Source organism: Vibrio nigripulchritudo (assembly GCF_027924785.1).
Classification (GTDB): Bacteria; Pseudomonadota; Gammaproteobacteria; order Enterobacterales; family Vibrionaceae; genus Vibrio; species Vibrio nigripulchritudo.
In genome coordinates this window covers 885635-908027 of sequence record NZ_AP027049.1, presented here as the reverse complement: position 1 = coordinate 908027, position 22393 = coordinate 885635, and the positions used below count along the sequence as shown (strand labels likewise).

The window sequence follows — 22393 nt, the reverse complement described above, 5'->3', positions numbered from 1 at the left end:
AATGAGTCGCTCTATGGAACTCGCTATTAAGCGCTTTTATTGTTTTTCCTGTTCAATGAACGACATACCCAAGCGACGCTTCATGTTCATCAATCGCTTATATATACAGCATGGCACATAAAGTTGTAAGAAAATGTGACAATAACGCTATCGTTCAATTCTTGGGGGGAATTATTTTACAAATTTGTTGTCAACGTATTGCTCGATAATCCGAATTGCCCAGGTCGTGACCACTCAGTCTTTCACTCTGATCTAACTCGACCTCCAACGTCTATAATGAACAACGGTAAAAGACAATGAGGAATAATATGAAAGTGTTGCTAACCGGAGGAACCGGTTTTATTGGAAAGGAACTCGTTAAACACTTAGCAGGTAATCAACTTGTTATTCTCACTCGTTGTGAAAATTCCGCCAGAAACACATTGACCCATGCCGATTTCGGTAACATCGAGTACATCACCTCACTGGATTCTTTTTCTGATCTCAATGATTTCGATGCAGTGATTAATCTCGCCGGTGAACCTATTGCCGACAAACGCTGGACAAATGATCAGAAACGAATTATCTGCGACAGCCGCTGGAACGTAACCGAGCAGATCGTTTCCCTTATTCACGCCAGTACTCAACCACCAACCGTGTTTATTAGTGGCTCTGCCGTGGGTTATTACGGCGATCAGCAAGCCCATCCTTTTGATGAAAACCTTCACGTCCACCAAGAGCAATTCGCTCATCAAGTTTGCGCTCAGTGGGAAGCCATCGCTAAAAGAGCCGATTCTGACCTTACCCGAGTCTGTATTCTTCGAACGGGGATCGTTCTGGGTTCGCACGGCGGTGCCCTTGGAAAAATGCTGCCTCCTTACAAGCTGGGGTTAGGCGGCCCAATAGGCAGTGGTAAACAATACATGCCCTGGATACATCTTCAGGACATGGTAAGAGCCATTATGTACCTGTTGGAGACTGAGCATGCCCGAGGGGCGTTCAATCTATGTGCTCCTCATCCAGTTCAAAATCAGATGTTCAGCAAAACACTCGCCAAGGTGCTTAACCGCCCGCACGTATTGTTCACACCCAAATGGGTAATGCAAGCGGCACTTGGTGAAGCGTCTACCCTCTTGTTCGATAGCATTCGAGCCAAACCCAAGCACCTGACCGAGCTTGGATTCAATTTCACTTTTTCCCGGCTGGAACCTGCGCTTAAAAACATTCTTCAGCATCAGGATTAGGGTCTGTTACACTGCCTGAAGTTTAGGTTTTTACAGGGAAAATTCATGACAAAGTCCATTCTGATTACGGGCTGCTCAACAGGTATTGGCTACGTATGTGCTCACGAACTAAATAAGAAAGGCTATCTGGTCGTCGCCTCTTGCCGACGCGAAGAAGATGTAGCTCGACTTCGTTCAGAAGGACTGAATTGTGTATTGCTGGATGTCAGTGACACCGACAGCATCACGAGCGGATTGAAGGAAGCATTAGCCATTACCGATGGAAAACTGGATGCCCTGTTTAATAACGGCGCTTACGGACAAGCTGGTGCGCTGGAAGACTTGCCTACCGACGCTCTGAGAGAACAGTTTGAGACCAATGTATTTGGCTGGCATGAACTGGTGAAGCAGGTCCTTCCTATGATGAGAGCGCAAGGCTATGGTCGCATCATTCAAAACAGTTCTGTATTGGGTTTTGCAGCGATGAAATACCGCGGTGCCTACAATGCTTCGAAGTTTGCACTTGAAGGGTGGACGGACACGATCAGACTTGAACTGGCAAACAGCGGAATACATATTTCTTTGATTGAACCGGGACCTATCGAAACCCAGTTCAGAGCCAACGCACTCAAACATTTTCAAAAATGGATCAACGTAGAGTCCAGTGTTCATCGTTCGGAATACGAGCTGCAGCTTCAGCGGTTGGGCAACGATAAGTCAGGTAACGCTTTCACTCTTCCTCCTGAATCTATGGTTTCCCCGCTTATCCATGCGATAGAAGCCAACAAACCCAAGATTCGCTATCGAGTCACTACACCAACCAAAGTTTTTGCTGTATTCAAACGCATATTACCGACAACATGGCTAGACAAGATCTTATCCAAAGCGGCATAGACTAGAAAGTCTCAAGCTATTGCTATGAGTCGAACTTCATAAATAAGCCGTATGAGTGTCATAAAAAGTTAACAAACCTCCAATACACTTGAGGCTGGAAAACATTCCTATTTTTACTTGCCCTTGCGTTACCTGTTGAGGAAACAATGACACTAAACCAGCTAAACTGGCTGAGCTTAGGCGTAGCGCTTATTATTCTAATTCTGTGACTTTACACCTTTGCTTGCTTTCACACGAATGCCACCTTGTGTGGCATTTCCCCTTGATTTCTCTCTCGTTTACCCTTACCTAATAGACAGTGCTCATTTATAAGGAAAGACCATGTCGTCTGAATTTACCGTTGAAATCAATGAACAGAACTTTCGTCAAGTGCTTGAGGGCTCTGCGCAGACTCCAGTACTGATCCATTTTTGGGCTCCAATGAGCCAGGAAAGTGTGCAAATCATTCCGGAATTGAGGACACTCGCTTCACAGTATCAAGGCGCATTCACTCTGGCGACCATCAACTGTGAAGAGCAGCAAATGATTGCGAGTCAGTTTGGTGTACAGGCGCTACCAACGATTGCATTGTTCGTGAATGGTCAGCCTACCGACGGTTTGGGTGGTCCTCAACCTATTGAAGCCATCAAGTCTATGCTTGAAAAGCACCTTCCAAGTCAGGATGAACTGGCGCTCAAATCCATTCAGGAAAAACTTCAAGCTCAACAATTCACCGAAGCGCTTGCAGAAATTTCGACACTGTCTGAGGAGTTCAAACAACGCGGTGACGTTAAACTAGTAACCGTAGACTGTTTGCTTGAAACCAATCAATTTGAAACTGCTGAGCAACTCCTTTCCGCTATTCCTTTGGAATATCAGGATAACTACTACAAGAGTCTGGTAGCCAAACTTGACCTTCAAAAGCAGGCAGCCGATAGCCCGGAAATTCAAGCTTTGGAAGCTCAGTTTCAAAACGAGCCAGAGAACATTCAGTTCGCCAGTGATTTGGCTCTTCAATATCACCAGGTGGGGAGAGATGAAGAAGCACTTGAACTCATGTGGCAATTCTTATCAAAAGATTTGAATGCACTTGATGGCGATTTAAAGAAATCCTTCATGGATATTCTTTCTGCTCTTGGGCAAGGTCATGCACTTGCGGGTCAGTACCGCCGTAAACTTTACTCTCTTCTTTACTAAACCTTTTCTCATCAAAGGCAGCCCAAACGGGCTGCTTTTTATATGTGCAAAGCGTAACGCAAAAACTCTCACGTTTTCATAAATTAAGTACCCTGTTAACGAAGTTCCTTGTATCCTGAAGTCTCCAATATGCATTAAGGATACAGTCATGGAACTCGACATGCTCATCACCATTGGCGTACTGCTTTTTGTCGCCATCATATTTATCGTTGCAGGCGTTAAAACCGTTCCTCAGGGCAACAATTGGACAGTAGAGCGTTTTGGACGCTATACCCAAACGCTTAAGCCAGGCTTAAACCTCATTATCCCTTTCATTGATTCCATCGGTCACAGAGTGAATATGATGGAACGCGTTCTGGATATTCCAGCACAGGAAGTCATTTCTAAGGACAACGCCAACGTCACTATAGACGCAGTCTGTTTTGTTCAGGTTGTCGATGCGGCAAAAGCCGCGTATGAAGTGAACGATCTGGAACACGCAATCCGAAACCTTACCCTGACAAATATTCGTACCGTTTTGGGCTCTCTTGAACTTGATGAAATGCTCAGCCAACGTGACATGATCAATACGCGCTTATTGTCTATCGTTGATGAAGCAACCAACCCATGGGGAGTTAAAGTCACCCGTATCGAAATTAAAGATGTGCAGCCTCCTTCAGATCTTACCGCGGCAATGAATGCCCAAATGAAAGCAGAGCGTAATAAGCGAGCTGAAGTGCTAGAGGCAGAAGGTGTTCGTCAAGCAGAGATCCTACGAGCAGAAGGTCAGAAACAAGCTGAAATCTTAAAAGCGGAAGGTGACAAACAAGCGGCCATTCTTCAGGCAGAAGCAAGGGAACGCGCGGCGGAAGCGGAAGCTCGAGCAACAGAGATGGTATCTAATGCCATTGCTCAAGGTGACATGCAAGCCGTTAACTACTTTATTGCGCAGGGTTATACCGAAGCGATCAAGTCGATTGGACAGGCAGAAAACGGTAAGATCATCATGCTGCCACTTGAAGCAACGGGTCTAATGGGCTCAGTCGCTGGCATTGCCGAAATGTTTAAAGAATCGAAAGAGAAGTAATATGTTTGAACTGCTTGACCAAATGAATCACTGGCACTGGATAGCCCTTGGGCTGGTGCTTTTATGCGGCGAGCTATTAGGCACCGCAGGGTATCTGCTGTGGATTGGTATTTCCGCCATTTTAGTGGGTATCGTAAAACTCCTTCTGCCAATGAGCTGGGAGTTACAATGGGTCTGCTTTGCGGTTTTCTCTCTGGTCACTACCTGGCTTTGGTGGCGGTATCAGCACAAAAAAGACGTGCTTGACGACAAAGCTACCGACCTAAACCAGAAAGACAAACAGCTTGTCGGTCAAATTACTCGACTCGAAGAGGATATTCAGGCAGGGAGATGTCGAATTCGAGTTGGTGATACAACCTGGTCTGCCGTCAGCGAAAAAGCACTCACCGCAGGAACCATGGTAAAAGTCACTTCAGTAAACGGCATAATCCTCACCATCGAAGCTGTGGATTAAGATGGATTCAAACTAAAAATAGGCTCTTAATGAGCCTATTTTTTATGTCCGCACAAATTATCGATAATGGGACATTCTTGTCCTTCATCCCCTGGGCATTCTTCAATCCACGCTTCTAACTGAGATTTCATTAAAGTCAGCTCTGAAATTTTGGCTTCAACTTCCGCCAGTTTCTCGCGTGTTTTTTGCTTCACCTCGGCACTGGTACGAGAAGGATTGAAGGCAAGTTCCAGTAGAGACTTACACTCATCTAGGTTAAATCCAGCAGCTCTCGCTCGCGCCACAAGCTGCAACTCTTCAATATGCTTTTCTGAATAAGTCCGATATCCATTGGCACTACGAAGTGCTGGAGAGGTAATCTCCTTTGATTCATAAAATCGAATCGATTTGGTGGTGAGACCGGTCAACTCTGCAACTTTAGAAATGTTCATTATCAGTCAGTCCAACATTATGTTCGCTATTAATATAACGTCAAATTACTACGAGCGTAAGATCGCAAAGCAGAGATTATTTAATACTTTCTTTGCAGAACAAATAATAAAATGAATAGTAGACTTGTTTCTCATTTTGCAGGGAGAGAACTATGAAATTAAGTCATAAGCTATTGCTCACTTCAGCACTGGTTCCATTTGCATCACTAGCTGATGTTGAGATTTCTATACCTAAAGATGTTCAGCTTATGATCGTCAACGGAGAGGATATTGGTTACTCAAGTTTTGGCTTTGATTATAAAGAAACATTAACTATTCCTAACGGGACTAATCAGATTGTGTTTCGAGTAGCAAAAGTGGTAACTGAAGCTGGTAGTAAAAACACTAAATTTAAGTCTCAGCCTTTAGTGGCAACTTTTACCAGTTCTGATAGTGAGATTGCTCTGACTATCCCAAGAATAAACACATTAAGCCAGGGGGAACGGTTTAATAAAGATCCTAAATTCTACCTGAAAGATTCAAATGGTGACCTTAAGTCTTTAAAAACAGGACAAATCAAAGTTGGTTTTACTTTCATGCCAGACATGGTTCAGGAAGTAAAAAACTTTAATGAAAGTTCGGAGCCAGCTAGTATTGCTGCCTATACAGGTAAAGCGATCGAAGTTGATACAGTAAAAATAGAAAAGAAAAATGTCTCTGCTAAAAAAGCGACGACTACCGACTTGGAAACGCTACAGCAATTGTTTAATCAAGCGTCTCAAGATGATAGAAAAGCTTTTCTAACTTGGGCTATTTCAAATATGAATTAATATATTAATTCCAGATAAAACAAAAGCCACTTATCGTGGCTTTTGTTTTATATTCAACTTTTATTCTCACCAAAAACTTGGCAAAAAAGCCGACGTGTCATGCACGTCGGCAAATTGAAAAAGGCAGTGTAACTGGGTCTTAGAAGTAGTATTCCATACCTAGACGCCAGCCTAAGTCGCTGTTGCTTTCGCCTGCAACTTTATCTGTGTGGTGAACTAGACGAGCGTATACCACTGCATTTGAGTCAATGCTGTACATAGCCTGACCAGTGATAGTTTGGTCTTTGTCTTTCTTAGTCTCACCATCAACTTTTGCATCTGTAGAAGCTGCAAAGTTTAGGTTAAATGTCCAGTGCTCAACACCAGTGTAGTAAGCACCAAACTTGTATGCGCTTTGCGTACCTTTGTCGTAGCCAGCAGCACCAGTCTTACCACCTGTTGGCTTAACTTCACCAGTTAGGTATGCAGCGTGAACACCGAAACCTTCAAGGTCAACGTTGATACCTGCAATCATTGCATTCGCATCACCACGGTTTTTCGCTGAATCAACTGATTCACGGTCAGTATTGTTTTCGTAAGCTAGTTTTGCAGTGAATACGCCCGTTGCGAATTGACCACTTGCTGAGTAAACATTTGAACCAGCTGTAGCTTCATCACCACGACCCGCACCAAGAGCAAAGCTGAAACCACCTAGGTTTGCAGAATCGTAACGAACCATGTTTGATTGGCGATCGTAGTTAGTGTTACCTGTGTTACCTACGTTGAAACCGCCACCTGAGCTTTGACCTGTGTATCCATCAACAACTTCAAATAGTGGAGTAAGAACACGACCGAAGCGAACTTTACCAGAATCACCAAAGTCGAAGCCGCCGTATGTATCACGTACACCTAGACCGCTGTTTTTACCGTCATCTTCAACGTTACCACCTTCCAATTGCCAGATGATTGTTGGACCACGTTCCCAATCTGCAGAACCACGAACACCGATACGTGATTCGTTGTCCATAACGATCGGCTTGTCTGCGCCATCAGTTGTTTGTGCGTTTTGCGCAACAGAGATAGCGATTTGACCGTACAGATCAACTGTTTCAGTTGCTGGTTTAGCCAGTGCAGAGCCAGATAGTGCAATTGAAGCCACTGCTGCACCCAGAAGAGTGCGCTTAAAGATCTTTTCCATGGAAAACTCCTAAAATGGATATAGCTGTTTTGTCCGCTATCCACCTCAATTTGGCCGCTAAGGTAGAAAGCATCTTTCCTGTGTGTGATATTCAAAAACTAATGAGTTCACACTTTTTATTCCTGCATACACAGTGTGTATCCACATGACAAAGACTATCTTCGCGAAGAAAAACATCAACGAGAACTTATTTTTTAACTAAAAAAATATGAACGAGAGCAAAGTTTTCTCAACTTAAATGATATGAATCACAGTTATTAATTTTGAGCTAAAAAATAAAGATAGAACTAATAAAAATCAATAAGTTAAGAAGATCTGCGATTATGAAACAGTGAAGTGACTCGAAAATGATAAATATCAATAGCTTTAAAAATCAAATTTGTAATATTGATCACTGACAATTGATATCTTTATTTTTGACAAGAATTATTATGAAAGCCTCTACCTATGAGGAGTTAAAAACCTTTTAATCAAACTCTGTGTAGATGGCGTGCAACATATTTTTATAGACAAATAATATGATAATTAGTTGCACTTCTTTCGATTTTTTTATGAATTATTATAAAAATATCTTGGTGTTAAAAAGAAACTTCCTAAAAATCATTCCATGAAAAAATAACGCCAAGATAAAACATAACTATTTAAAATAACTAAGATAAATTGATGACACATTCTTTGTTTCAAAGTGCAATAAAAAAGCGAGCTATCAAACTCGCTTTTAAACAAAGTAACTTTAAATAAATTACAAACCTAATATCTCTATCAGAGCCTCTTCATCTTTGACTTCGACTCCGAGATCCTGAGCTTTAGCTAACTTAGAACCGGCTGCTTCGCCAGCGAATAGTATATCCGTTTTCTTAGACACACTTCCTGTTACCTTCGCTCCCAATTCTTGCAGCATAGCTTTAGCTTCATTTCGATTTAGCTTGGAGAAGCTACCAGTAATAACAACGGTTTTTCCTTCAAGTAGCTGAGGCTTATCACTCGATTGTTGCGTGATATCTTCCCAATGGACACCAAACTCCCGAAGTTTTGCAACAACCTCAAGATTACTCTCTGCCTCGAAGAAGCGTTTGATGTGATTTGCGACTATTTCACCAACATCATTAACTTCAATTAATTGCTCTTTGCTTGCTTCTTGGATGGCTTCCAGTGTTTTAAAGTGGTTTGCTAAATTTGCTGCCGTTGCTTCACCAACTTCTCTAATTCCAAGAGAATATAGAAATCTAGGAAGCGTTGTCTGTTTTGATTTATTTAGCGCATCAATCACATTCTGTGCCGATTTAGGACCCATTCTATCCAAAACGGTAATGACTCCAGCCGAAAGTTTGAAAAGATCTGCTGGGGTTTCCACCATTTCACGGTCGACTAGCTGCTCTATGACTTTTTCGCCGAGCCCATCTACATCGAGCGCTTTTCGGGACACAAAATGCTTGAGTGCTTCTTTACGCTGAGCCTGACAAATTAGCCCTCCCGTACAGCGAGTAACGGCTTCACCTTCTAAACGCTCTACGTCTGACTCGCAGACTGGGCAAGCCGTTGGGTATACAATCTCGCCAGCGTTATCTGGGCGTCTCTCCAAAATCACCGCAGTCACCTGGGGAATCACATCCCCTGCACGTCGAATAATAACGCTGTCACCAATTTTTACACCTAGTCGCTCGATTTCATCGGCATTGTGAAGAGAAGCATTACTGACGGTAACGCCACCAACAAATACTGGTTCAAGTTTAGCAACAGGCGTGATGGCTCCGGTACGACCAACCTGGAATTCAACGTCATTCAGAACGGTAATTTCTTCTTGCGCAGGGAATTTGTATGCAATCGCCCAACGTGGTGCTCTCGCAACGAAGCCAAGCTGTTCCTGAATAGCGATATCATCAATTTTTATGACTACACCGTCTATTTCATACGGCAGGCTATCTCGTTTCTCAAGAATGTCCTTGTAGTACTCAAAGACGTCTTTTAGTCCTTGGACCTGTTTCGTCTCTGGGCACATAGGCAAACCCCACGACTTCAGTTGCAGAAATCGCTCGTAGTGACTATCAGACAGTTCACCACCTTCTACAACACCCACGCTGTACGCATAAAAGCTCAATGGTCTTGTAGCGGTGATTTTTGAATCCAGCTGACGCAGGCTTCCCGCTGCTGCATTTCGCGGGTTTACAAAAGGCTTCAGACCTTTCTTAAGCGCTTCTTCATTCATCTTGTCGAAGCCCGCCTTAGGCATAAAGACCTCACCACGCACCTCAATGCGAGTTGGCCAGCCTTCTCCCTGCAGAATCAGAGGAATAGCGTTTATCGTCCTAACATTCTCGGTAATGTTTTCGCCAGTGGCACCATCTCCGCGGGTTGCCGCCTGAACTAACACACCGTTTTCATAAAGAAGGCTAACTGCAAGCCCATCAAGTTTAGGTTCACAACTGAACGTTTGAATATCTGTTCCTGGCGCTCTATCTGTTGCTCGGCGATAGAACCCTTCTATTTCTTCATCGTTGAATGCATTATCCAGAGAGAGCATGGGAATCTCATGAGCGACTGACGTAAAGCTATCAAGTGCAGGTCCTCCAACGCGCTGGCTTGGGGAGTCGACCGTCACCCAATCAGGGTTTTGCTCTTCGATTTCCAAAAGCTGACGCATTAACCTGTCGTATTCGGCATCCGGAATCACTGGGCTGTCTTCGACGTAGTATTTTACGGCATGATGATGGAGGGTCTGCTTCAACTCAGCGTATTGCTGCTCAATGTTCTTACTCATAACGTGCTCTATCGTGCTTAGAAAAAAGGGCTCGAAGCGAGCCCTAATCATTTTATTCTATATTGGATTTGCTTGTATTAACCAGCGTTGAAATCGCGGATCTGTTGTCGGTATGCGTCAAGCCTGTCTGGCGTCATAAGGTTGCGTTGATCATCAAGCACATTTCCACCTAAGTCATCGGCAATCTGCTGCGCGGTTTTCAACATCAATTTGAAATTCTGGTCCGCTTCGCCAAAACATGGCAACGTCATGAAGAAGGAAATACCCTGAGTTGTAAAGGTGTCCGGATCATCATGCTGAAGTGTTCCTGGTTGCATCATATTTGCAACACTAAACAGTACTTTACCTGTGCCAGACAAATCTGCATGGCGATGGAAGATGTCCATTTCACCGTACAGCAAGCCGTTTTGCTTCATGCTATCAAACAAAGAAGTGCCCACAAACGGATCATCGCCAGCGCAGTGAACATTTAGGACTAGCACTTCCATTTCTTTTTCAGCTTCGGGCTCTGGCTCATTGATAACAGGTTCTTCAATGCGCTCTTCGTTTTCGAAGTCGGTAGTTTGGTCTACTGCGATTTGTTCTGTCTTTTGAGGCTCTGCAACAAATGCTTCTGGTTCCCGAATACTTTCAACGGGTTCATTTTCTTTTGACTTGGAAGAATCATCATCTATCGATGAAAAGGAAGGTAATGGTTCTTCACTGTCTACAAGTGGATCGTAAGCAGGTACTTCTTTTTCAGTATTGTCAGCAAACTCAGGTTCTTTTCGGGTTTTGCGGATAATTTCGAAATCATCTTCAGGAGCAAACGCGCGAGTAGCGGTGTAATCTTGTTCTTCTTCCTCAGAGCTTTCCAGCTTACGGTGAGGTTTGTTACCAAATTTGGCTTTTCCTTCTTTTTTACTGGTCCACAACCCGTGGAATAGCAAGGCGGCAATAGCAAGTAAGCCTACGATGATAAGTACTAGTCGCAATTCCTGCATTTTTTACTCTCTGTTCACTGCATCGCTGAAAAAACATTCAAGTGGCAGTCTATTTATCGTATATGTGTGTTACTTTACCAAAAGTCTCTGAGAAATTTGAATAAATATATGGAGACGTCGTTGAACATCGCGTGACCTTCTGCACGCTTTTTCTTTAATTTTACCTTTAAGAGATGAAATGCCTTTCGATTCAGGAAGCGTTCATATCTTGGGTATACTGTTATGTCTACGTTAGAATCGCGAATAGAGCAATCTAGGAAGAACATTTTTATGACAACACACCACCGCAGTGGCATAGGATACTTTTTTCATGGCATTGAGCTGGCATTTCAGCCCGGCATCAGACGATTTGTTATCCTGCCATTACTCGTCAATATTCTGCTGATTGGCGGAGCCATCTATTTTCTTTTCTCTAATCTCAATCAATGGATAGACGCGTGGCTTAGCTACCTGCCCGATATGCTGTCATGGCTTTCTTATCTTCTTTGGCCCTTAGTAGCACTCGCTATACTGGCTACGTTTACTTATCTGTTCAGCACTATTGCCAATTTTGTTGCGGCCCCATTTAACGGGCTTCTGGCTGAGCAGCTCGAAGCCAAGCTTACAGGCAAGACGCTTAGCGACCAGTCTGTGATGTCTTTACTGAAAGATGTGCCAAGAATTCTAGGTCGCGAATGGCGCAAGCTAATGTACTATCTTCCAAAAGCACTTGGGCTCTTTATTTTATTGCTGATTCCAGCACTGGGTCAGACAGTAGGTCCGATACTCTGGTTCCTGTTTTCAGCCTGGATGCTTGCCATTCAGTACTGCGACTACCCTTTTGACAATCACAAAGTCACATTTCAGGACATGAGAAATGATTTGAAACAAAATCAGTCCACCTCTTATGGATTTGGGTTTATGGTTTCGTTGTTTACCATGATCCCAATATTGAATTTGTTTGTGATGCCCGTGGCCGTGTGTGGCGCAACCGCCATGTGGGTGGACAAATATCGATTACAATATGTGAGATAAGGATTAGGCGAGTCATTACTCATGTAAGACTCGCCTTTTTGTACAATACTGGTTGCTTATAACAATAGAAAAACCACTCAGTTCACACTATTAAAACTCTTCATTACACCCTATAAGTTATAACCATTTATTCTTTTTCGGTTGTTTATTAGCACTTTATGCTTAATCAGTAATAACACAGAGTGCATTGTGCACCCTCTACCGTGTAATGAAGGAACATCAACATGAGCAAAATCTACGAAGATAACTCGCAAGCTATTGGTAACACTCCACTTGTTCGTCTGAACCGCGTAAGTAAAGGTAACGTACTGGCTAAAGTAGAAGCACGTAACCCTAGCTTCAGCGTTAAATGTCGTATCGGTGCGAACATGATCTGGGAAGCCGAGAAAGCAGGTACACTTAAGCCAGGCGTTGAGCTTGTTGAACCAACAAGTGGTAACACTGGTGTTGCACTTGCATTCGTAGCCGCAGCTCGTGGTTACAAGCTGACTCTTACTATGCCTGAGTCAATGAGCCTTGAGCGTCGTAAACTTCTTAAAGCTCTGGGTGCAAACCTAGAATTGACTGAAGCAGCAAAAGGCATGAAAGGTGCTATCGCTAAAGCAGAAGAGATTGTTGCAAGCAACCCAGAAAAATACCTGCTTCTACAACAATTCAACAACCCAGCTAACCCAGCGATCCACGAGAAAACGACAGGTCCTGAAATTTGGGATGCGACAGACGGTGAAGTTGACGTGTTCGTTTCAGGTGTAGGTACAGGTGGTACGCTAACAGGTACAAGCCGCTACATTAAAGGCGAAAAAGGCAAAGCAATCACAACCGTTGCTGTTGAGCCAACAGAATCGCCTGTTATCGCTCAAGCTCTGGCAGGTGAAGAAATTCAACCGTCTCCACACAAGATTCAGGGTATCGGTGCAGGTTTCATTCCTGGTAACCTTGATTTAGAACTTATTGACCGTGTTGAGTCTGTTTCCTCTGAAGATGCGATCGAAATGGCTCGTCGTCTGATGGAAGAAGAAGGTATCCTGGCCGGTATCTCATCTGGTGCTGCAGTAGTTGCTGCAAACCGCATTGCGGAACTGCCTGAATTTGCTGGTAAAACAATTGTAACGGTTCTACCAAGCTCTGGTGAACGTTACCTAAGTACAGCACTATTTGCAGGTCTGTTTACTGAGAAAGAAAACCAGCAATAAACACGTAATAAAACTGTGTTGAAATCAATTTTTAGTCTAAAAAAGCCCCATATAGGGGCTTTTTTGTTGATCCCTGCCTCACCTTTGGTAATATCACCTCAGTTTTATTTTTCGCTTCAAAATAAAAAGCGCATTAGTAAAGAATCACTCTGATTTTGCAGCAGTCAAGAACTGCGAGCAGAATGAGTTGAAAACACTGACATCGGGTCAGCGTTTCATTAACTTTGGACTAGCACTGTTAATGATAGATTGTACGCTGCCGACTACAGACACAAAAATAAATCAATTGGGGTATATCACATGTATCAGAAGCAAGTAGAAATCACTGCAGAAAACGGTCTACACACTCGTCCAGCTGCTCAGTTTGTTAAAGAAGCTAAAGGCTTTGACGCTGACATCACAGTGACTTCTAACGGTAAAAGTGCAAGTGCTAAGAGCTTGTTCAAGCTACAAACTCTAGGCCTAGTTAAAGGTACAGTTGTTACTATCTCTGCAGAAGGCCCACAGGCTCAAGCAGCAGTTGACCACCTAGTTGCTCTTATGGACCAACTTCACTAATTAGAACGCTCTTCTCAAAGCCATTTTGCAAACGCAAAATGGCTTTGTTTAAATAAGACGTCTTTAAGCTACAACTACTCGTTAGCATTTTTAGTCAAACACTTTCCGTTTATTGTTGACCATATTAAGGTAAGGCTATGATTTCAGGCATCCTAGCATCTCCTGGTATTGCTTTTGGTAAAGCACTACTCCTTCAAGAAGATGAAATTGTCCTAAACACAAACACTATCTCCGACGATCAAGTAGAAGCTGAAGTTCAGCGCTTCTTTGATGCACGTAACAAATCCTCGGCGCAGCTTGAAACCATCAAGCAAAAAGCACTTGAAACGTTCGGTGAAGAGAAAGAAGCGATCTTTGAAGGTCACATCATGCTTCTTGAAGACGAAGAGCTAGAAGAAGAAATTTTAGCACTGATCAAAAACGATAAGCTTTCTGCAGATAACGCTATCCACACTGTGATTGAAGAGCAGGCGACTGCACTTGAGTCTCTGGATGACGAATACCTAAAAGAGCGTGCAACAGACATCCGTGACATCGGTTCTCGTTTCGTTAAAAACGCACTTGGCATCAACATCGTTTCTCTAAGCGACATTGATGAAGAAGTTATCTTGGTTGCTTACGACCTTACACCATCTGAAACAGCGCAAATCAACCTGGACTACGTTCTGGGCTTTGCTTGTGACATCGGTGGTCGTACTTCGCACACTTCTATTATGGCACGTTCTCTTGAACTTCCTGCGATCGTTGGTACTAACGACATCACTAAGCAAGTGAAGAACGGCGACATGCTTATCCTGGATGCGATGAACAACAAAATCATCGTTAACCCAACAGACGCAGAAATGTCTGAAGCACAGTCTATCCGTGACGCTTTCATCGCAGAAAAAGAAGAGCTGGCTAAACTGAAAGATCTTCCTGCTACAACACTTGACGACCATAACGTCGAAGTATGTGGCAACATCGGTACAGTAAAAGACTGTGACGGCATCATCCGCAACGGCGGTGAAGGTGTTGGTCTGTACCGCACAGAATTCCTATTCATGGATCGCGATGCACTTCCTACTGAAGAAGAGCAGTACCAAGCCTACAAAGAAGTAGCGGAAGCGATGCATGGTGAGCCAGTGATTATCCGTACTATGGATATCGGTGGTGACAAAGATCTTCCTTACATGGATCTGCCAAAAGAAATGAACCCATTCTTGGGTTGGCGTGCAGTACGTATTAGCTTGGATCGTCGTGAAATTCTACGTGACCAGCTACGTGGTATCCTACGTGCATCTGCACACGGTAAGCTTCGCATCATGTTCCCAATGATCATTTCTGTTGAAGAAATTCGCGAACTAAAAGCAGCTATCGAAGAGTACAAAGCGGAACTGCGCAATGAAGGTCATGCTTTCGACGAAAACGTCGAAATCGGTGTTATGGTTGAAACACCTGCGGCAGCAGCAATTGCTCATCACTTAGCGAAAGAAGTATCATTCTTTAGTATTGGTACTAACGACTTAACTCAGTATACTCTAGCAGTTGACCGTGGTAACGAGTTAATCTCTCACCTATACAACCCACTTTCACCTGCTGTTCTGACAGTAATCAAGCAAGTGATCGATGCTTCTCACGCTGAAGGTAAGTGGACAGGTATGTGTGGTGAGCTTGCTGGTGACGAGCGTGCAACGCTTCTTCTACTAGGTATGGGTCTGGATGAGTTCAGCATGAGCGGAATCTCCATCCCTAAAGTGAAGAAAGTTATCCGTAACTCGAACTTTGCAGAAGTAAAAGCGATGGCGGAAGAAGCCCTTCAAATGCCAACAGCGGCTGAGATTGAAGCGCACGTAGAAAAATTTATCGCAGAAAAAACAAACTGCTAATATAATTCAACAGAATAAAATTAACGTTTAGGAGCATGACATGGGTCTGTTTGACAAACTGAAGAAGCTGGTTTCTGACGACAGTGCTGACGCTGGTGCAATTGAAATCATCGCACCTCTATCTGGCGAAATCGTAAACATCGAAGATGTGCCAGATGTAGTATTCGCTGAAAAAATCGTTGGTGACGGTATCGCTATCAAACCATCTGGTGACAAGATGGTCGCTCCAGTAAACGGTACTATCGGTAAAATCTTTGAAACTAACCACGCATTCTCTATCGAATCTGACGACGGCGTTGAGCTTTTCGTTCACTTCGGTATTGATACTGTTGAACTAAAAGGCGAAGGCTTCACTCGCATCGCTGAAGAAGGTCAAACAGTTAAAGCTGGTGACACTATCATCGAATTCGATCTAGCTCTTCTAGAAGAGAAAGCGAAATCAACTCTAACTCCAGTTGTTATTTCTAACATGGACGAAATCAAAGAGTTGAACAAGCTCACTGGCGCGGTATCTGTTGGTGAAACAACGGTTCTACGCGTAACTAAGTAATTTTTACTTAGAGCATTTAAAAACGCTGCCTGATGGCAGCGTTTTTTTGTTTCAATTCACAGTAACTTCTGCCTATATCAATCCATATCATCACTTCCTCCCGTAATAGCCATCAGTGCTAACTGAGAAAACCCCAAACAATATCAATTAACACCATTCAAGCGAACAGCACATTCACCTTCTATACCCATTCTGCGTAAAAATACTCTCACACGACAGATCATGTAGTACAGCAAGCTTGAAGTTGAGAAAGGAGCTAAGCGTTAAGATTCAGGAAAACTCTTAAATTAAAGTATGGAGAAGGATATTTTCTTTAGGCAAGAAAAAAGCCCCTTTCCTTTGAGAGAACCGGGGCTGTTACTAGTCAGAGTCATGCGGAGATCAGAGAAATGAAACATATCCCCGACTAGCCAGGTGCTTCCGATACAAACACTAAAACATTCCGCAGGTGAGAGATGAGAGAGCGTCCTGTTTTTTTGTACCTTCCGCGCTTGCTAACTAAGCGGCATCATACGCCAGTTCACGTCTGCCCTGGCGAAGATGTGCATTACTATTGAAGTAATTGCATCGCTGAGTTTGGCAACTGTTTCGCTTGAGCAAGTATTGAAGTACCTGCCTGCTGCAAAATCTGGTTTTTCGTAAGCTCTGTGGTTTCCACTGCCCAATCGGTATCTTTGATTCGGCTGTTGGAAGCATCCACATTCTCACGAACATTCGCTAAGTTATTGATACTGTGGCTGAGTCGGTTTTGTTTTGCACCTAAATCAGCACGTTGACTATCAATGTACTTGAGTGCGGCGTCCACAACGCTGATTGCGTTCTGAGAGCCTGCTACCGTTCTTAGATCAAGATCCTGAACCGTAGTTTGTACACCCGGACCACCCGTTAACCCGACTTCCCCGGCAAGTGTCCCAGAGATAGTAAGATCACCTTCCAAATGTGGTTCGGCTACGAATACCTGCATCTGTCCATTTTCACTGACAGAAGCGTGAATCATGTCTGACTGACCATTGATGTAGGTCGCCAGCTCTTCGATGTCATCACCAGCTTTGGCAATAATATCGACCACCTGTGGCTCACCGTTTTTCGTGGTGAACTCAAACTTGATGTCGAGTTTATCGGCTGGTACCCCCCAGTCTTTAGACTTCGCGTTTTCCGGTGGAGCGACAAAGGTGCGCCCACCCATTTGTACATCGTCGGCACGGATACTGGTTAATGCCATTACCATGGCTTCACCAGAGTTAGCACCAATCTGGAATGCCGCATCACCAAATGAACCGTTAAGCAATCGACGTCCACCAAATGATGTGGTTTCAGCAATACGGTTAATCTCATCCTGAAGCGCTACCGCTTCTTCATTGATGGCTCTTCGATCCGCCGGAGTGTTCGCGCCGTTGGCAGACTGAATTGCCAGGTCACGTAGACGTTGCAGAACGTTTGTTGCTTCGTTCATCGCACCTTCTGCCGTTTGAGCAATCGAAATACCATCGTTGGCGTTTCGCATTGCCACATCCAGACCACGAGACTGAGCGGTCAATCGGTTAGAGATTTGCAAACCCGCTGCATCATCTTTTGCACTGTTGATCTTGTGCCCTGACGATAGACGCTCCATCGATGTGTTTAAGTCATTAGTTGACTTATTTAGGTAACGTTGTGCCGTCATTGCGGAAACGTTAGTGCTCACTGTTACAGCCATAGTTTGCTCTCCTGTTGAGTTCGCTCTCTCTGCGAACCGGTCAGTTCAATCTTATTGGTTAAGCCCTGACCGAAAGTTACTTGTAGAAGTCCAACTTATTAAATGGTGAACTTCTAACTGCACCTAAGTTGTTTCGTTACATTAATACATTCAACTTGTGTGCCAACTTTTCCAACATTTTTACTAAAGAGCCAAACTTATCCTTAATTTAATGTTTTTAAAGAGATTATTATCTTTAAAAACTTTTTCTCGCTTCATTTCTTTATATTTCTATCATCAAAGAAACGACCAGCTCACTTTCTACCTACCCCTTTACCGCATAAAGTTTATTGAGCGGCAATGTTTTACCTTTCTCCTCTTGGGGGGCAAACCGGGCACTTAAGGCAAAGCACATAAGGCATAGGTTTGCAGACAAGAGTTAGATGTAATTGAACAGGGTTAAGTCCTTCACTTTTCCGAAAGCTTGTTGGGACGCTTTAAGCGCCAGAGAGTTTTCATTGAACTCGATTACTGCCTGAGCGTAATCCAGATCTTCGAAATTACTTTTTGACTTCGCCATAGAAAGCTTGAAGTCTTCGTGCTGGGATTCCTGAATATCCAACGTATTCAGTCTGGAACCCAAATCGGTACGCACCGTATTAATGTGTACGAATGCCGCATGAAACTCTTCAGTGACCTGATGCAATTCAGCCGTACCATTTGAATCCGCTACCGAACGTTCAGAATATTTCATCGCTTTCTGAAAGGTTTCAAAAATGCTGTAGCTTTTCTTAGGCTCAAATGTAATGGCATCACCTGGTGTGATTCTTCCTTTGAACTGAAGGTGTAAATCTTCAAACTTGATGCCTTCTTTTGGATCATAGTTATCCGATTTGACTACTGAACCATCTTTTTCTAACTGATAGCCAAAGCTGCCGTCGCCCATATCAACAAAGGTTGCTCTGTATTCAGACTGATCGTCGTAATTCAGATTAGTGGCTTTCTCGACCAAAAGTTCTGACGCCACCTGAAGTTCATATTGAGGATCATAATCACCAAGCGGGTTGTCTATTTCCATAAACACTTTATTGCCCGGATCGCTGACAGGAATTTCTAACCCATTGGCGATTTTCATGTTGCGATGATAGGTATCCCCAAGGTAAGAAACGTCTCCGGCGTAATCACGGAAAAACGGCTGCGATTTAGGTTTGGTACCCGCAAAAATATAGTTACCAGATTCATCCTGGCTGTTCACCAAATTCAGCATGTTCACAACCATCTCTTCCAGCTCACGAGATTTTGCCGCCCGATCTTCTGGTGATAATGCACCGTTGATCATTTCCATCACAGAACGCTTAGCTTCATCTGCGTATTGTTCTGCACTGGCAATCATGACTTCCTGATGCTCTAAACGGTTACGAATCAGAACAATGGAATCCATATATTGACGAAGTTCTTCTGTCTGCTGTTTGATCCCCTGCACATAGTGTGCAGCCAATGGATCGTCTGCCGCGGTCATCAGCTTCTTGCCTGAAGCTAGCTGAGCGTGGTTGTGATGAATTTTGTTTTCCTGGCGCTGAAGATCATTCTGCACGGTTTGATAGTTATGGAAACTGGCGATTCGATTCATCATTTACCCGTCCTCCCCTATCTCAGTGCCAAAATGGTGTTGAAGGTATCATTCGCGCTTTGCATGATTCGAGAAGATGCCATGTAAGCTTGCTGAAACTTCATCATGTTTGCCGCTTCTTCATCCAGGTTTACACCCGAGATCGAAGCGATACGTTCTTTTGCAGCTTCATTTTCTAACTTGGCAACATCGGCTAATCGAGTTGCCGTTGCCGTTCTCAAACCAATTTCTGTATTCAGATCTTTATACACTTCCAGAACCGTGGAGTTGCCATCATTCATGACTTTTTCGGTCTGGATGTTCTGCATCTTAAGCAAGTTGCCGTTATCACCTTCAGACGGGACAAGGTTTGCCGCAAATTTATCGTTCTCTTTTGCCCCTGCCGTCAGTTCAAAAACGGTTCCGTTCACGGTAACAGGACCAGATGGCGGGTAAGCCTGAGGCTGCATCACGACCTGACCTTTCATATCCAGAACGGCAAACTGATCTCCGGTAGGGGAAATCACTACCTGAAATTCACGTAGGCTACCAGCTTGAAGAATGTTGAACTTGGCGGTGCCGCGCGCCTCTGTGTAAGAACTCTCATAACTTTGAGCAGCCAGTTGAGCGGCATCTTTCATCTCTACCTTCATCAAAGCTGCTGCACTTTCAGTGGGTCGAATAAGAAAACGTTCGCCATCTTTAGGTGGAGTCTGAATAGAAACTCTCATTCCATCTAAAATGAAGTTGTTGGAAAAATCGCTGCCAGATACAGTGATGACGTCGCCGTTTGGCTTAACAATTCGGTAATCCGAACCGTCGTACTTCACTTCGTATTCGCCGCTGCTGAGCTGCGAAATGTCTTCAATGTACACGCTGACTTCTGCTGTGGATTCCGACATTTGGATCACACGAGATTTTGCCATGTCTTTTGAGTTCACATCGGTAAACAGGCTAGAACCAATATCGCCACGAAGGTCCAAACCCTGCGACTGCAACTTATTCACTTGATAAGACATAGCTGTAGCCAGTCTTCCTAACTCATCCATAACGTAAGGAATGGATTCGTCACGCGCTTTAAGGTACGACGCTAACTTGCCATCCAAACCGGCATGTTTGATGGCTTTGATGCCTTTACCTTCAACCATACCAATCCGAAGCTGTTGAGCATCCGGCTGCCCCGGTAGAAGTGTCAGTTCGCTGGCTTCCGTACCGGAGACGATAGTGTGACCGTTCCCGATATGGACGTTAAATCCTTCGTTGTTTTTTCTCGGTGTCACTGTGACTTTGGTGTACTGCGCAAGCTCTTTGATCAAACGCTCGTGTTCATCACGAAAGTCGTTATGTGGTCCTGGTGTACGCATCATCAGACGGTGTACATCACGAATCTCTTTCGCTAGTGAGTTGATTCGTTCTACCGCCTGTTCCAGCTTTTTATTGATGTTTTCTTTTTCCAATCGCACCACAGAGTGAAAGTGGTTCATGTTCTGAGCCACAATCTGGGATTTTTCGAGCAGCACTTTTCGCGCCCCCATGTCATTTGGGGAATCGGAAAGTGTCTTGAGAGAATCAAACCATTCGTTGATGTTTTCCGGGATTTTCTTAGACGCCACAGAAGACAACATGGTAGTGATTTGATCCAGGTTTTCTTCGGTATCGAGCTTGTTCGAAAAGTTAGTCGTCGTCAGGTTTAACTCATTAACGGCAAATTGGTCCCATGAGCGGCGAACATTTTCCACATGGACACCCATGCCAAATGTTTGCCCCCCATATTGCCGGGGGTCATTGGTTGCCTGCAGAACAGACTGGCGGTTGTAACCCTCGGTATTCGCATTAGAAATGTTATGACCGGTGGTAGTCAGTTGCCGCTGAGCTGTTAAGACACTTTGTCTACCTACGTTGAGTAGATCGGATGCCATGTTGCCCCCAAAAAAGAGTTACTTACGATTGGTTTACACCATTACTGATGTAAAAAATTGCAATATCTATGCCACAGTTTTAAATCAGGGGAATTTTAGAGAAGGGAGAAGAAAAAGACCGCATAACGTCATGCGGCCTTTTATATTAGTTGGAAATGAGTTCGTCGACTTGCGCTTTCACTTTCAGCACTTTGTCTGCGTAATCTGGATCCGTTGCGTACCCTGCTTTATGGATGCCATGAATAAAGGCTTTAGAGTCGCCTTGATGTTGAAGCGCGGTCTTGTACCTTGGGTTTTCATTCAAGAAACGTACATAGTCGTTAAAGCTGTCCTGATAATTGGAGTAAGAACGGAAAGACGCTTTCTCTTTGACTGGCACACCATCATAAACTTCCAGAGTCTGGGTAGCGACCTTACCGCCATCCCACCGTTTATCCGCTTTGATATTAAACAGGTTATTACTCGAACCCAGAGAGTTCTTAACCACTTTTTGTCCCCAACCTGTTTCAAGCGCTGCCTGTGCAATGATCACTGAAGCATCAACACCAAGTGCCCTTGCCGCTCTTTCAGCATAAGGTTTTAGTTTATCAACGAACTGCTGAGGATTATCGAATTTAGATTCACCAGCGCCACGGCTGGCAGAAGCTTCATGCACTCGACTCTGGTCGGCAGGCAATCTTAGTGAAGTATCTAACGCTGCGTTTCTCATCGCGATCTCAGACTGGCTTTCACCTGCACCAGCCGACAACTGGGCAACGATCATATCCGCCAACCCGAGTGACCCGGAATCACTCAGTTCACTTGCCATTTGTTCATCCAGCATCTGGCGGTAGAAGTCCTGATTCTGGCTTTTCATCAGATCAGACTCAAAAGCAGTATTCGCGTCACGCATCGATTTAAACAGCATGGTGGTGAAAATCGATTCAAACTGCTTTGCCGCCGTTCTGAGTGCCGCTTGCTTTTCTTCTTCCGTTCCCGCTTCTACTGCTCCCTGACGAAGCTTGTCCAAAGAGGAAATGTCATGAATAAAACCAATGTCATTAGGATTCTTAACCATCAT

At 44.0% G+C, this 22393-nt stretch carries 19 protein-coding genes; 11 read left to right on the top strand and 8 right to left on the bottom strand.

Annotated features, from left to right (window positions below; all coding sequences use genetic code 11):
* The first annotated feature begins 308 nt into the window (after positions 1 to 308).
* From QMG91_RS04420 to QMG91_RS04400, 5 genes are all read left to right on the top strand, one after another.
* Complete coding sequence (locus QMG91_RS04420; protein WP_281829125.1) at positions 309 to 1223, top strand: TIGR01777 family oxidoreductase; 915 nt, start codon at positions 309 to 311, stop codon at positions 1221 to 1223.
* A 45-nt stretch (positions 1224 to 1268) separates the two neighbouring features.
* On the top strand, positions 1269 to 2096 hold the full coding sequence (locus QMG91_RS04415; RefSeq protein ID WP_281829123.1) for an SDR family oxidoreductase: 828 nt from the start codon (positions 1269 to 1271) through the stop codon (positions 2094 to 2096).
* 321 nt (positions 2097 to 2417) lie between these two features.
* Positions 2418 to 3272 (top strand): co-chaperone YbbN, encoded by an 855-nt coding sequence (locus QMG91_RS04410; protein ID WP_281829121.1) that lies wholly within the window; start codon positions 2418 to 2420, stop codon positions 3270 to 3272.
* Positions 3273 to 3420: 148 nt separating this feature from the next.
* Positions 3421 to 4338: an SPFH domain-containing protein gene (locus QMG91_RS04405; RefSeq protein WP_022591377.1), complete on the top strand. Its 918-nt coding sequence runs from the start codon at positions 3421 to 3423 to the stop codon at positions 4336 to 4338.
* A 1-nt stretch (position 4339) separates the two neighbouring features.
* Entirely contained in the window at positions 4340 to 4792 is a 453-nt protein-coding gene (locus QMG91_RS04400; protein WP_281829117.1) for an NfeD family protein, read from the top strand.
* Positions 4793 to 4827: 35 nt separating this feature from the next.
* Here the strand turns inward: QMG91_RS04400 and cueR are convergent, their stop codons facing one another.
* A complete protein-coding gene (cueR, locus tag QMG91_RS04395) occupies positions 4828 to 5223 on the bottom strand; it encodes a Cu(I)-responsive transcriptional regulator (RefSeq protein WP_045966509.1) in 396 nt (131 codons plus the stop codon).
* 152 nt (positions 5224 to 5375) lie between these two features.
* On the opposite strand from cueR, the gene QMG91_RS04390 reads away from it, so the two are divergent.
* Positions 5376 to 6032: a YccT family protein gene (locus tag QMG91_RS04390; RefSeq protein WP_281829114.1), complete on the top strand. Its 657-nt coding sequence runs from the start codon at positions 5376 to 5378 to the stop codon at positions 6030 to 6032.
* Positions 6033 to 6171: 139 nt separating this feature from the next.
* Here the strand turns inward: QMG91_RS04390 and QMG91_RS04385 are convergent, their stop codons facing one another.
* The 3 genes from QMG91_RS04385 to zipA form a co-directional block, all read right to left on the bottom strand.
* Entirely contained in the window at positions 6172 to 7209 is a 1038-nt protein-coding gene (locus QMG91_RS04385; protein ID WP_022551363.1) for a porin, read from the bottom strand.
* A gap of 742 nt (positions 7210 to 7951) precedes the next feature.
* Positions 7952 to 9967: an NAD-dependent DNA ligase LigA gene (gene ligA / locus QMG91_RS04380; RefSeq protein WP_281829111.1), complete on the bottom strand. Its 2016-nt coding sequence runs from the start codon at positions 9965 to 9967 to the stop codon at positions 7952 to 7954.
* A 77-nt stretch (positions 9968 to 10044) separates the two neighbouring features.
* Positions 10045 to 10950: a cell division protein ZipA gene (gene zipA / locus QMG91_RS04375; protein WP_281829109.1), complete on the bottom strand. Its 906-nt coding sequence runs from the start codon at positions 10948 to 10950 to the stop codon at positions 10045 to 10047.
* 270 nt (positions 10951 to 11220) lie between these two features.
* Between zipA and cysZ the strand changes: the two genes are divergently transcribed.
* The 5 genes from cysZ (at position 11221) to crr (ending at position 16130) form a co-directional block, all read left to right on the top strand.
* Positions 11221 to 11964 carry a sulfate transporter CysZ gene (gene cysZ / locus QMG91_RS04370; RefSeq protein WP_022605269.1) on the top strand — a complete coding sequence of 248 codons (744 nt, stop codon included), beginning with the start codon at positions 11221 to 11223 and terminating at the stop codon, positions 11962 to 11964.
* Between the two features lie 224 nt (positions 11965 to 12188).
* Positions 12189 to 13157 (top strand): cysteine synthase A, encoded by a 969-nt coding sequence (gene cysK, locus QMG91_RS04365; protein ID WP_004401587.1) that lies wholly within the window; start codon positions 12189 to 12191, stop codon positions 13155 to 13157.
* 300 nt (positions 13158 to 13457) lie between these two features.
* Entirely contained in the window at positions 13458 to 13715 is a 258-nt protein-coding gene (locus tag QMG91_RS04360; RefSeq protein ID WP_004401586.1) for an HPr family phosphocarrier protein, read from the top strand.
* 137 nt (positions 13716 to 13852) lie between these two features.
* Positions 13853 to 15580, top strand: coding sequence for a phosphoenolpyruvate-protein phosphotransferase PtsI (ptsI, locus tag QMG91_RS04355; RefSeq protein ID WP_004401578.1), 1728 nt, complete (start codon positions 13853 to 13855; stop codon positions 15578 to 15580).
* A 40-nt stretch (positions 15581 to 15620) separates the two neighbouring features.
* Positions 15621 to 16130, top strand: coding sequence for a PTS glucose transporter subunit IIA (gene crr, locus QMG91_RS04350; RefSeq protein ID WP_004401577.1), 510 nt, complete (start codon positions 15621 to 15623; stop codon positions 16128 to 16130).
* A gap of 550 nt (positions 16131 to 16680) precedes the next feature.
* On the opposite strand, the gene QMG91_RS04345 is transcribed toward crr, so the two are convergent.
* The 4 genes from QMG91_RS04345 to flgJ form a co-directional block, all read right to left on the bottom strand.
* Positions 16681 to 17826: a flagellin gene (locus QMG91_RS04345; protein ID WP_022551369.1), complete on the bottom strand. Its 1146-nt coding sequence runs from the start codon at positions 17824 to 17826 to the stop codon at positions 16681 to 16683.
* A gap of 418 nt (positions 17827 to 18244) precedes the next feature.
* A complete protein-coding gene (gene flgL, locus QMG91_RS04340) occupies positions 18245 to 19438 on the bottom strand; it encodes a flagellar hook-associated protein FlgL (RefSeq protein WP_004401575.1) in 1194 nt (397 codons plus the stop codon).
* Between the two features lie 14 nt (positions 19439 to 19452).
* Positions 19453 to 21333, bottom strand: coding sequence for a flagellar hook-associated protein FlgK (gene flgK / locus QMG91_RS04335; RefSeq protein WP_281829104.1), 1881 nt, complete (start codon positions 21331 to 21333; stop codon positions 19453 to 19455).
* Between the two features lie 145 nt (positions 21334 to 21478).
* Entirely contained in the window at positions 21479 to 22390 is a 912-nt protein-coding gene (gene flgJ / locus QMG91_RS04330) for a flagellar assembly peptidoglycan hydrolase FlgJ (RefSeq protein WP_281830435.1), read from the bottom strand.
* Positions 22391 to 22393: the final 3 nt, after the last annotated feature.